The sequence below is a fragment of the Alkalibacterium sp. m-11 genome (assembly GCF_054658155.1).
Map to the genome: position 1 here is coordinate 1 of NZ_BAAGIR010000504.1, position 255 is coordinate 255.

Sequence of the window (255 nt, forward strand, 5' to 3'; positions counted from 1 at the left end):
ACAACTGATTCACACTTTTTCCGCCATGGAAAGCGACTGTGAATAAAAAAGTAACGATAGCATTCGTACTGATACCATCTTCTTTTTTTATATTTGATTGGTGTAACAAGGTGCCTATTTTAAATTCCTTAAGAAATCGATCAATGCTCGAATAGAACTCGTTTTTTTCTGATTTTTTTGGTAAAATATTAGCCATAAGACATCTCTCCTTTGGAATGTTTGTTGGTAACTACATTTTACCAAAGAGAGGTGTCT

The 255-nt window shown here is 33.3% G+C and carries 1 pseudogene; it reads right to left on the reverse strand.

Annotated features, from left to right (window positions below):
* Positions 1-196: pseudogene (locus ACYQ2O_RS13345) on the reverse strand (hypothetical protein); the annotation flags it as partial.
* Positions 197-255 lie beyond the last annotated feature (59 nt).